Origin of the sequence: Piscinibacter defluvii (assembly GCF_004011805.1) — a bacterium.
In the GTDB taxonomy this organism is placed as follows: Bacteria; Pseudomonadota; Gammaproteobacteria; order Burkholderiales; family Burkholderiaceae_C; genus Piscinibacter; species Piscinibacter defluvii.
Window position 1 is genome coordinate 56,579 of the sequence record NZ_RCHJ01000028.1, and the last position, 11,618, is coordinate 68,196.

The following is an 11,618-nucleotide window of genomic DNA, read 5'->3' on the forward strand; positions in this document are numbered from 1 at the left end:
GCGCGTCAGCGCCGGCCCCACTGTTCAAGGCGTGTCACCCAGGCATTGAAGCCCGGGCACTCGGCCCGCATCCGATCCATACCGATCGCCTCCGCAATCAGCGGTCCGTGCGCCACCTTGCCGTACTGCCCGCCCGAGAACACAGCCATGATGCGTTTCGATGGCGCGGTCAGAGGGCTGTCGTTGATGTCTTCCGGCGTCTCGTACTGATCGCGGATCGCCTGCAGCTTGGCCCGCGTCTCGTCGCTCCAGCCGTTCTGCACCCACTCGAAGGCCTCGATGTCGCTGAAGAGCAGCGTTTCAAACTCATAGCGCTGCACATGAGGCACCACGCGATCTTCCCTAAGGTCAGGGATCTGTCGCGTGGTGGCTTCAAGGATCGCGGCCTCCAGCGCCTGCTTGTCTCGCCCCGCTGCACGACCAAAACCGTAGAGGTCCAACAGCGTCGTGATGCAGTCGAAGTGGTGGTACTCAAAGCGGATGTGTTGCGCCACCCGTTCGACGGATACCGCACCGCCCCCTTGCTTGCCAGGCCGCGTCTTGAGCAAAGACGGGTGCACGGCCAGCCCATGCTCGCGCAGATGCGGCTCCAGGCATGTGCGAACGAACTCGGCTTCGGTCTGGCCTTCGCAGATCACCAACAGCCTCGTCACGCGTCACCCCCGACAGGCTCCTTGAGCCACAGGTCCGAGACGAGATACTCCTCGTCAAGCCACTGCTGGTATCGCTCGCGTGGAAGCGTGCGCAGCTGCGTCGCACCTTCGTGGTTGCTGGCCACGATGACATCCTCCAGCGCAAAGCAATCCACCATGTAGGGCGACTGCGTCGCGATGAAGACCTGCCGGTCGTGCGCCATTGTCTTCATCATCTCGGCCACCAGCGTGATGGCGTGCGGATGGAGGCCCAGCTCTGGCTCGTCGAAGAACATCACGTCCGGCAGCATCTCGGGCGGCAGGTTCAGCAGCGTGAGCAGACAGAAAAGGCGCAGCGAGCCGTCCGAAGTCAGGTGCGCGCCGAAGGTCTTATCACTGAACCGCGAGCGCCAGCGGAGCGCCACCTTCCCGTAAGAGGGCTGCAACTCGAAGTCGGCGAACCCAGGCAGCACGCGGGCAATCTGGCGCACGATCAATTTGTAGCGCTTGATGTCCTTCTCTTGCAGCCGCAGCAGGATGGGCGCGAGGTTGGCGCCGTCAGACCGCATCCAGACGGCGTCTTCGACATCCCAAGCCTGCTTCACGTTGGCCTTGGCCGACGTGTCGTGGAACTGATAAGTCGTGCAGCGCTTCAGCAGGCTGACCACCACCTGCGCGGTCTGGTTCTTCGCTGCAGTTTCTACCAGCGCCGCCTCTTTGCCACCCGAAGGAAGCACCGTCCACTTGGCCTCGCCGACCTTCTTGCGGTCGGAGTATCGGTAGGCTTCGTCGACGAAGATGAGGGTGTCGCCTGCGCTGATGTGAGCCAGACCGAACCGGTAGTCGTTGAAGCCGCGGTGGGTTTCGACGCGAATCTCGCCGTTCAAGCGCGGGGTGCGCTTCGCGCCCATGTAGAGCTGGTCGTCGCCAAAGCCGTTGCGGGCGATGAAGTCCTGCAGGTTCTGGCCCCGCAGCATCCAGGCCAGCATCTCGAAGAACCGGATCAGGTTCGACTTGCCGGCACCGTTGGCGCCGATCAAGACGGTGAGCTGCGGCAGGACCAGGTTCTCGACCTTGGCGATGCTGCGGAAGCCCTCGATGCTGACCCGCTGGATTCGGCCTTGCAGGCGGCCCTTGTTGGGGTCTGGAGCGTCGTGTTGCATGCGGCCTCCTTCAGATGCTGCGCACGTCGTCCAAGCCGTGCTGGCTGAGGATGGCGGCCAGGTTGGTCTTGGCCACGTCGTCGGCAAAGGCGCTGTCCTTGAAGACCAGCTTGGTGCTGACGGGTTTGGCGTTGTCGTCGCCGCCTTGCAGAGCCTGGGCCTGGGCCTTCTGCCACGCCGCAATGCCCAGAGCGAGCGGCTCTGCCACGTCGCGGTCGATGCCGTCCGAAAGGCAGGCCATCAAGGCGCCGGCGCCGATGCTGTGCACCGTCTTGCCGGCGATCTGGCGCGACTCCATCGGTACGGCGAGATCGAGGCCGAGTTTCAGGAGCAACTCGTACAGGACGTCCTGTTCGCTGCGGCCTGGGGCCAGGTGCTCAGCGTGGTCAAGAAGCGTACCGGTCAAGTCATCGGGCCGAGGATTCCAGGCACGGATGTTGGAGCTATCGAGCTTGAAGGCACGGAAACCAACATCACCGCCGAACATTGGATCTGAATTCTTGTGGCGTTGTCCTGCACCACGGATCCTGGCCTTTGTGACATCCGCAATGGTCTTCCACCCGGCGGACTCTGCGCCTTCCATGGGCTCGGGCAGTTGAACCAGGATGCAGCGGCGATTGCCACCATCTTCGGCGTTTTGTGCAAACAAGGCATCCATCGTGGTGCCCGTGCCAGCAAAGAAGTCGACTACAAGGTCGGCCGTGTCGGGCTCTGTAGCAATCTGCAGGATCCGACGCATCAAGCGCGTCGGCTTTGGCGTATCGAATACGACATCGGCATTTGGAAACGAGACTGCGGCCATCAACTCCTTCTTGGCTTCTTGCGTGTGCCCCACTTCCTCATATGTCCACAACGTCTGAGGCACACGACCTGATTTCACATCCGTCAGAAAGCGCTTCTGCCGAGGCATGTTGTTGCCATCGGCACCCCACCAGATCCTTCCGTCCCGATCCATCTCGTCAAACTTAGGCTTCGAAACGCGCCAGTACGTTCCGGGCGGAGGGCCGTCGATCTTCCGACCCGATGGACACACTACGGGGTACGTCCCCTCCCCGTAATAGTTGCGCGCGGACAGGTCGCCAGAAGTCCACACACCGCGCGGGTCGTTGTCAGGGTTCGCGTACCGTGCCTCCATCTCTTCTGTGCGCGGCAACAGTCGGGGTGTCCAGACCTCTGCGTTCTTGGCATAGATCACGATGTAGTCGTGATCCTCAGAGAGGTGCCGCGCCGAATTCTTGGGCGAGAAAACCTTCTGCCAGATCACCGTCGCGACGAAATTCTCCTCGCCAAACACCTCGTTCATCGCTGCGCGAAGGTTCTGAATCTCGTGGTCGGCAATGCTCACGAAAATGACGCCGTCGCTCCGCAGCAGGCTCTGCGCCAGCTTCAGTCGCGGGTAGATCATGTTCAGCCAGTCCGTGTGAAAACGGCCCGAGGCGTCGGTGTTCGAACTGATCTTCTGCCCGCCCTCCACCTGCCCCGTCAGCTCCAGGTAGTTCTTGATGCTGTCCTGAAAGTTGTCCGGGTAGACGAAGTCCTTGCCGGTGTTGTACGGCGGATCGATGTAGATGAGCTTCACCTTGCCGGCATAGCTCTTCTGCAGCAGCTTCAGCACCTCCAGGTTGTCGCCTTCGATGAACAGGTTCTGCGTGGTGGCCCAGTCCACGCTCTCTTTCGGGCAGGGGCGCAGCGTGCCCGTGCTGGGCGTTAGTGCCAGTTGGCGGGCGCGGCGCTTGCCATGCCAGTTCAGGCCGTACTTCTCTTCGCGCTCGTCTACCGCGGCGCCTAGCAGTTGCTTGAGCACCTCGAAGTCGACCCGGCCTTCGGTGAAGGCCTCGGGGAACATGGCCTTCAATTGCGCGAGGTTGCCCTCCACGAGGTTGGCGCTTTGGGCCTCGGGGCTCGCCTTGTCGATCGGCTGGATGGTCGCTGGGGGTCGGGGTGCAGTCATGGGCAAAGTCTGAGGTTGCGGTGGCTCATGTGGCGAGCCTGTCCTGGAGTTCTTGAAGTTGGCGCTGCAGACGCTGGATCTGCAGGTTGAGTTCAACGCGCTGGTTCATCTGCCGGGCCTTGGCCGCCGTGCTTCGCGCTGAGGCCAGCTGATCGAGCAGCCGGCTGCGTTCGGCCAGCGCTTGGCGCTGCGCCGCGGTACGCGCAGCCGGTGCGGCGGCTGCTGCATCGGGTGCCCTGAAGTGGCCCGTCACCTGAGCCACGGCCAGCGCGGTGATGCGGTCAGCCACGGCTTGGTACAGCGCCCGCAGATCCGCCAGGGCACTGGGCGGCAACTGCTCCAGCGCCAGGCTGGCCATGAACTCAGTTTCTGCCGCTGTCGGCTGCGCAGGGTTGAAGGCGTGCGTGTCTGCCGCGTCGGCCACTACCCACTTGCCGGCTTCGCCCAGCGAAGCCCGTTTGTGCGCCACTGACAGCACAGTTCCTGTGGGGGCCTGCGTCACCAGCAGTACCGGGTAAGGAATGGCCCGATGGATGAGCTGCATCAGCCGCCGGGCCTGCGCTTCGCGGGTGGGTGGCCGCAGGTGCGCCGAAACCAGCGCGAGCTCGATCACATCGGTGGCTTCCGTGGCATTGGCGCTGGTAGCGCCACCGTCAGAAGCGCCGACTGCTGCAGAGCGCGCGCCGGCCGTCGGTGCGGCTGCTGGCGTGGCGGGCACCGTCGCGGCGTGGAAGGCCGGCACACCCACGGTGGCCGGCTTGAGCGTGGCCTGCCACCACAGCTCGTCGATGGTGTCGTTAATCAGGCGCTTGTCGGCGGCCGTGGGGGCACCCTGCTCGACCAGTAGCTTCTTCGGGATGCGCTGCGCCACCAGCGCTTGTGCCGGCAGGCGAAAGGCATCGATGAGCACCTGGGCCGTCATCTTGTGGCGGCTACAGCAGGTCAGGCCGATTGGCCTGCAGCCAGCTTCGGACGTGGCTGAACAGATCTTGTGCGCTGGCCAGACACTCGGCCGCGGCAGCGTCGGGGATCAGGTCGCCGGAGTAGTCGGACAGGTTGCGCTGCTTACGCAGCGCGTCGAGCACGATCACCTTGGCCTGCGGCAGGCCCACACTCAGGTGCAGTGTCTGGATGGCGGTCTGGTGATGGCCAGGCTTGCTGGTCAGCGTGCGGAAGCCGTTGGCATTCAAGGCCACCATCGCCAGTTGCATGATGGCCTTGTAAGCGGCATCGAAGCGGTTCTCTGCGCTCAGGCCGGCCAGCTGTGCGTCGTCGATGTTGCGCTGCGCCGCGGCCAAGAGCTTGGCCACGAGCCCCTTGTCTGCCTGCACGGCGTCAAGGCTGATGCCGAGCAAGTTCTTCAAGGTCATGCGCGTTTCCGATCAGGAACAGCTTGGGCTTGGCCAGCACATCGGCCAGGAAGGGCTCGGTGAGGGCCTTGGCACTGAACTCAGTCGTAGAGAACAACTTGGGGTTCACCTCGCGGCCGAGCACGGCTTGCGTGGGGTGCAGCAGCTCCACCGCTTGGCGAAAGCTGATATCGCCGATCAGCATCACGTCGATGTCGCTGCCGGAGGTCTCGCGCCCCTGGGCCACCGAACCAAACACGAACGCCACCCGCAGCTGCGTGGCCACCGGCGCCAGTGCCTGCACCAGCACGTCGGCCAGGCCCGAGGTCTTGCGCAGGATGCTGGCCAGCTCGGTGAAGATCGGGCCGGTGGTGTCGGCGCTGTAGACCTGCTGGTTGCCGCGCTTCTCGCGCTTGAGCAGGCCCACCTCGGCCAGTTTGCCCAGCTCGCGGGTGATGGTGCCTGCCGGCAGGCCCGTGCGGCGGGCGATCTCGCGCCCGTGCAGCGCCTCGTCCGGGCGCAGCAGCAGCAGGCCGAGCACGCGGCGGCGGTACTCCGGGAACAGCAGTGCGGGCAGGGATTGATGCATATTCGGCGCCGATTGTCGCTTTATTTGCATCGACATTCAAGCCGGTGGCCCTCGGCGCCCGACCGCCCTGCCGAGGCCCTACGCCTGTGCAGCCAGGCTCGCACCAAAGGCCTCGATCGTCTCTTCGCTGTCCCGACCCGCCACGGTCTTGCCGGTGGCCGCCTCGATCAAACCGAGCAAGGCAGCGGCACGCTGCTGGAGGAACGTTTGAAAGTCATCGGCCCGTAGCGCCGCCACGGGGATGCAGTGCGTGGCCAGAAAGCCGTCGAGCTCCGCGGCTGCGACCTTCTTCGACGTCTCGATCCGTTTCAGGTAGTGGGTCGGTGCGTCGCCACCGATGGACCGGTTCGTCTCGGCAGCCAGCGGGGCCTTGTTGACGACGCTGTTCCACTTTTCCCGGGGCAGCTTGGCGTCTTCGCACCACTTGCGCGGGAAGACATGATGGATGTCGACGCTGCGCTCGAAGTAGGTGTGCAAGTCGATGGGCATGCCGGTGATGAAGTCACGCCCGCCTTGCTGCATCAGCAGCGCAGCCAGGCCCTTGTAGGCTGCGGCCAGGCGCGACTGCAGCGACAGCAGCCGCGTCGGGGCGAAGCTGGCATCGCGCACCGTGCGCGGCTCATCGCCACCGGCGATCCATTGCGCCACGCCAGGCAGGTCCAGGCCGAACCGGGTTTCGTTGGCACTGCCGTACAGCTCGCCGAACACGCCGCACCAGTACCAGCGCAGCAGCTTTTGCCGGTTGCCGTGCTGATCAATCTGCGGGCCCAGGGCCGCACAGATGGCGGCCATCGGGATCAGCTGGGTGGCGTACGGCAGGCTGCGGGCATCGAAGATCTTCTGCTCGGCCAGCAGTTCGGCGGCCTTGCGGAAGCCCTGCTCCACGGCCGGGGCGTGCTTCTTGAAGCTGTCGAGCGTGAGCCGCAGCACGTCGGCACGCTTGCACGCCACGGGCAGGTCTTTGTTGGCCAGGTGGCGCTCATAGCTGGCCAACAACGTGACCGCCGTCAGGAAGCTGGTGCCGTCCACGGCTTCCAGCACCGGGCGCTTGTCATGCAGCCGCTTCTCGCGTGCGGCCCAGTCGTCGCGAAGCTGGAACTCGTCGGCGGCGAAGGTGGCCGTCATCAGTTCAAAAACGGTCAGCGAGACGCCGCCCTGATTGACCTTCTCGAACACCTGGCAGACAGCCTCGCGCGGCGTGTCCACCGACATCTCGATGGCCGGCACCTTGAACTGCTGGAAGACGAGCCAGATCGCGTTCTTGAACTTCATCAAGAACATGGCGGCTTCGCTGTCACCGGCGTAGTGCTGGGAGTAGCCCATCTCCCACTTCATCAGTGCCTCGGTGTCGAACATCAGGAACAGCGGGAACAGGCGCTGGGCGTACTGGAGCTCAGGCGTGCTGAGGTCCAGATCGACCTTGCGGCCGAAGTCGCTGGTCTGCTTCAGCGTGGCGGGCACGGAGATGACGGCCTCCTCCCGGTCGCCCGCAGGGTCCAGGCACTTGGCCATGTCGAGGAAGTAGACACGCTGGATGCTCTCGCCCTTCTCGGTGCGCGTGTTCACGGGCTTGCCGCTGCGAAGGGCCAGGTACATCGAGGTCAGGCGCTGCTGCCCGTCGAGCACCAACTTCTTGGGCGGCGGTGCGGGCGTGAGAGACACGCCCTCGAAGAGGCGGGGCTTGAACGGCACACCCCCGGCCTCCAGAAACATGACAGCGCCGATGGGGTAGGACAACGACAAGCTGGCGATCAGTGAGCGGATGTGCTGGTCATCCCACACCCAGCCACGCTGAAAGTCGGGCAGCTGCATCTCGCCCCTGGCGATGGCGTCCAGCACATCCTTGAGCGCTGGCTCGGCGGTTCTGAAAGTCACTTTTCGATCTCCCTGCTGCGTGCGCGTGTCGCTCAGGCGATCACGAGGAACGCGACCACTTCGAAGTCGGCCATTCCAGCGAACTCGCCCTTCCGGGCGTGCGTGCCACCCGGCGTGAACAGGCTGGCTACGGCACGTTCCTGTGACTTGCCCACGATGCTGGCGATCGCCTGTTGCAGCATGGTTTGGTAAGGCTGCATCTGCCGACCGGCCTTCGTGAGCTTGTCAAAGCGAGCGCAGGCCTGGGCGTCGGGCATGTCGCGCCCCAGGCACAGGCCTTTGAGGCGGTCGAGAACCTGTTTGGCCTGGCTATGGGGGAGCAGCACTGCCGCGTCTGCTCCGACGTGCACCACGTAGTGCGGGGCCAACGGGTAACCGGGCTCGATGGTGGCGAGCGCAGCTTCGCCCTCCGCCCTGAGGCAGAAGATGGCGCCTGGCGGCAGCGCATCGTCGGCCTGCGCGCTGGACGTGACTGCATAGGCGCCGAGCGGCATGGCCGCGAGCTTGCCGGGGTGCTCGCGCAGGTAGCCCGCCAGTTCGATGCGGTAGTCGGCCAAAGTCAGGTCAGCGATCGAGATGCCACTGGACAGGTCTTCCAGATCGATGACGGCCTCCTGCAGCTTCTGCAACTGCTTGCGCCGGTACTCCAGATCATTCATCAGGTTGCCGGCATCGCGCTCGATCAGGTTCTCTTCCCCGGTGGCGGAGATGTCGAGCAGCACCATGCGGCCACTGACGCGCTGCTCCAGGCCGATGTACTCGTCGAGCGCCATGTTGGGCCAGAAGTTGACGAGCTGGATGTGGGCGTTGGGCGAGCCGATGCGGTCGATGCGCCCGAAGCGCTGGATGATGCGCACCGGGTTCCAGTGAATGTCGTAATTGACAAGGTAGTCACCGTCCTGAAGGTTCTGGCCTTCAGAGATGCAGTCGGTGGCGATCAACAGGTCGAGCTCGCCTTCGCTGGCGAATTCAGCCGGCCTCTCTTTCGCGCGGGGTGCGAAGGCGGTGAGCACGCTGGCCAGATCGGTGCGCAGGCCGGGAAGGTTGGTCTTGTTGGAACCGGTGCCGGTGACGATGGCCGCATGCAGGCCCAACTCCGCCAGCGCCCATGAGGCGATGGCGTCGTACAGGTACAGCGCCGTGTCCGCGAAGGCGGTGAAGACGATGAGCTTGCGGTTGGGCTTGCCATCGATCACATTGATCGGCGAGGCGATCTTGTCCTTGATCAGGGTACGCAGCGCGTCGAGCTTGGCATCACGGGCGCGATCGACTGCGCGGGCATTCGACAGCAGCGTGGCCAGGCGATTGCGGTCCTCGGTCAGGTCCTGCCGCCAGCGGATGCGGTCCACGTCCTGCAGCAATACCTTGACCTTGCGGCCAACAAGCAGCGACTCGAAGGCCGGGTTATCCACTTCAACGTCTTCGATGCTCAGCTCTTCAATGCTGTCGGCGTGGTTCTCCAGCTTGGCGAGCAGGCCGTTCACGTCGGCCAACTGGCGCTCGACCGTCAGGGCGAAGGCGTGGACCGAGCTCTCCATGCGCTTGAGCAGGTTCACGCGCATCAGGTGGATGAGGCTCTCCTCGCGGTCGACCTGCCGGAAGATGCTTTCGCCCCCGCGGATGGCGACGCTGTACTTGGCGTCGTACTCGGCCTGCTTGGCGGGCAATACGTAGCGCAGCGGTGCATAAGCGCTGAGGTTCAAGCGCCGGATGTCGGTGTTGATGTCGACGATGGGCGGGAACAGCCCGGCCGAGTCGACGTCGGCCTTGACGTTGATCGGGCGCAGACGCTTGGGGAAGGTGCCGGTCTCAGCTGTGCCGTAGTACTTCTCAATGTGCTTGCGCGAGCGTGCGATGGTCAGCAGGTCCAGCAGGCGGAAGTAGTCGAAGCCCAGCATGTCCATCAGCCGCGAGGGCCGGCGTTCGGCCTCGTCCAGCTGCTGCCAGCGGTTGAACTGGCCCTGAGCAAGGCGCACTGTGGTCTCAATGCTGGGGAGGCCATGCTCCATCAGCGCATCGTCGCGTCCTTCGGTGACGAAGGCGATCTGGTTCTTCAGATCGGCCAGACGGTTGTTCACCGGCGTGGCAGACAGCATGAGGACTTTGGTCTTCACGCCTGACTGGATGACTTGGCGCATCAGCCGCTTGTAGCGGCTGTCGCGATCGCGGTGGTTCTGCTTGTTGCGGAAGTTGTGCGACTCGTCGATAACGACGAGGTCGTAATTGCCCCAGTTCACATGGGCGAGGTCGATGTCGCCAGAGCTGCCGCCGTCGCGCGACAGGTCTGTGTGGTTCAGAACGTCGTAGTTGAAGCGGTCCGCTGCGAGCGAGTTACGCCGGTCGTTGGCCTTGTAGAGGGTCCAGTTGTCGCGCAGGCGTTTGGGCGCCAACACCAAGACGCGGTCATTCCGCAGCTCGTAGTACTTGACAACTGCCAGCGCCTCGAAGGTCTTTCCCAGGCCCACGCTGTCGGCCAGGATGCAGCCGCCCAGACGCTCCAACTTGTCGATTGCGCCGACGACGCCGTCTCGCTGGAACTTGTAGAGCTTTTTCCAGACCTGCGTATTCCGGATCCCGGTGGCGCTCTTGACGATGCGCTCCTCGTCCAGCTCGTCGCCCAGGTCCTTGAACAGGTTGTAGAGGATGTCAAAGTAAATGGCCGAAGGCGCTTCCTGTTCGGCCAGCCGTCTGACTTGATCAAGAAGCTTCTGCTTGGCGCCGGCGTCGTCGCCCACAGCGCGCCAGGTCGCTTCGAACCACTGAGCGAACATCTGTCGCTCAGCCTCGGTCTCAGAGCACTGGATCAGGCTGAACTGGTTGCCGGGCGACAAGCCTAGGCCGCGGGTGGTGGCGGAACAGTCGCCGGTGATGGCAACGCCGGCTGGTTGCCCGTTACCGGCCGACGCAGGAGCGCCAGAGCTCTCCGTGATCCAGGCCGACTGCGGCAGCTTGCCCGGAACTGCTCGGACCTCAGCCGCGGTCTCTAGCCACTGAAACAGGTCGGCCGCCAAGCCACGCGCTCGCAGCGCGTTGCGGCGCTCACGGTCGACGTCATCGCCTAACAGACCGCCGGCAAGCGGATCAGGATCGACCGCGAGTGCGCCGTCGAACCCCGGCGCCCTTGGACGAGGCTTTGGGGCCGGGCTAGACAGCAGCAACCGCGTCGGACCTGCTGCGGTCAGGAGGTGTGCAAGCTCATCGAAGGCGAAAAGGGACAGGCCGTCCGTGGCGACATCGACCTTTGCGCCTGCAGGCAGCTGTGACTGGATTTGGTCCAGAACTCGGTCAGCGCCGACGTTCTTGATGAGTCGCATCAGGCCTTATCTCCCCGTTTTGGCGCCGCTGTACGCGGCAATACGCCGTCGGGGCAAGGCAACCACTCGACTGCGCGCTGTTTTGCGGCGTTCATCTTACCGACCAAGGCGCAGTGAACATGCCAGTGCTTGAGTGTTGAGCGAGCGTTCATCGCTCCCGGTAGAAGCTACTTTCTCTTGGGCGAGTTGGCCACGACTACGGGCTGGCGCTCGCCGACCGACCGCAGGAGCTCATCAATCACTGCCGCATGCTTTGCCAGATGCTCCGGCGCCAGGTGCGCATACCGCTCCACCATCGAGTCCGACTTCCACCCGCCCATCTCCTTGATCATGCCCTTGGGCACGCCGTTCTGGATCAGCAGGCTGGCCCAGGTGTGGCGGGTGTCATGGAAGCGGAAGTCCTCGATGCCCGACTTCTTCAGCGCGTTGCGCCAGGCGGTGTTCACCGTGGCGTTCAGCCGATTGCCCTTGTAGACGAACACGTGCTCGTCGTGCTTGCCGATCTGCGCGCGCAGGATCTCAATGGCCGTGGCGTTGAGCGGTATGCCCAGGGTCTTGCGGCTCTTGATGTCGCTGGCGGCCACGGTCATCACCTGGCGCTGCATGTCGATCTGGCTCCACTTCAGGCCCAGCACGTTGGCGCGCCGCAGGCCGGTGGCGATGGTGAAGCGCGTCAGTGAACGCAAGTGCTCGGGCAGGTTGCGCAGGAAGGTGTCGATCTCGGTGGGCGTGAGGTAGCGCACCC

The 11,618-nt window shown here is 64.2% G+C and carries 9 protein-coding genes; all 9 read right to left on the minus strand.

Annotation, left to right across the window (positions count from 1 at the left end; genetic code table 11):
- Positions 1 to 5: 5 nt before the first annotated feature.
- Positions 6 to 638, minus strand: coding sequence for a DUF4276 family protein (locus D9C15_RS29545; RefSeq protein ID WP_205854942.1), 633 nt, complete (start codon positions 636 to 638; stop codon positions 6 to 8).
- 11 nt (positions 639 to 649) lie between these two features.
- Complete coding sequence (locus D9C15_RS29550) at positions 650 to 1,795, minus strand: AAA family ATPase (RefSeq protein WP_128002962.1); 1,146 nt, start codon at positions 1,793 to 1,795, stop codon at positions 650 to 652.
- Positions 1,796 to 1,805: 10 nt separating this feature from the next.
- The gene (locus tag D9C15_RS29555) at positions 1,806 to 3,746 is read right to left on the minus strand and encodes a site-specific DNA-methyltransferase (RefSeq protein WP_164886913.1); all 1,941 of its coding nucleotides are present in this window, start codon (positions 3,744 to 3,746) and stop codon (positions 1,806 to 1,808) included.
- Positions 3,747 to 3,771: 25 nt separating this feature from the next.
- A complete protein-coding gene (locus tag D9C15_RS29560; RefSeq protein WP_128002964.1) occupies positions 3,772 to 4,668 on the minus strand; it encodes a DUF4391 domain-containing protein in 897 nt (298 codons plus the stop codon).
- Positions 4,669 to 4,678: 10 nt separating this feature from the next.
- Complete coding sequence (locus D9C15_RS29565; RefSeq protein ID WP_128002965.1) at positions 4,679 to 5,116, minus strand: DNA-binding protein; 438 nt, start codon at positions 5,114 to 5,116, stop codon at positions 4,679 to 4,681.
- Positions 5,082 to 5,636, minus strand: coding sequence for a nucleotidyltransferase domain-containing protein (locus D9C15_RS29570; protein WP_240668646.1), 555 nt, complete (start codon positions 5,634 to 5,636; stop codon positions 5,082 to 5,084). Before D9C15_RS29570 ends, D9C15_RS29565 begins: the two co-directional genes overlap by 35 nt.
- Positions 5,637 to 5,762: 126 nt before the next feature.
- Positions 5,763 to 7,559, minus strand: coding sequence for a GmrSD restriction endonuclease domain-containing protein (locus D9C15_RS29575; RefSeq protein WP_128002970.1), 1,797 nt, complete (start codon positions 7,557 to 7,559; stop codon positions 5,763 to 5,765).
- A 32-nt stretch (positions 7,560 to 7,591) separates the two neighbouring features.
- The gene (locus D9C15_RS29580) at positions 7,592 to 10,873 is read right to left on the minus strand and encodes a helicase-related protein (protein WP_128002972.1); all 3,282 of its coding nucleotides are present in this window, start codon (positions 10,871 to 10,873) and stop codon (positions 7,592 to 7,594) included.
- Between the two features lie 167 nt (positions 10,874 to 11,040).
- Positions 11,041 to 11,618: site-specific integrase (locus tag D9C15_RS29585; RefSeq protein ID WP_164886914.1), on the minus strand; the 578-nt coding region annotated here is incomplete at its 5' end.

What these genes read in the sequence shown, in the direction of transcription:
- D9C15_RS29555 (WP_164886913.1), bottom strand. Translation starts at nt 3,746, where the DNA reads ATGACTGCACCCCGACCCCCAGCGACCATCCAGCCGATCGACAAGGCG.
- D9C15_RS29560 (WP_128002964.1), bottom strand. Translation starts at nt 4,668, where the DNA reads ATGACGGCCCAGGTGCTCATCGATGCCTTTCGCCTGCCGGCACAAGCG.
- D9C15_RS29550 (WP_128002962.1), bottom strand. Translation starts at nt 1,795, where the DNA reads ATGCAACACGACGCTCCAGACCCCAACAAGGGCCGCCTGCAAGGCCGA.
- D9C15_RS29565 (WP_128002965.1), bottom strand. Translation starts at nt 5,116, where the DNA reads ATGACCTTGAAGAACTTGCTCGGCATCAGCCTTGACGCCGTGCAGGCA.
- D9C15_RS29580 (WP_128002972.1), bottom strand. Translation starts at nt 10,873, where the DNA reads ATGCGACTCATCAAGAACGTCGGCGCTGACCGAGTTCTGGACCAAATC.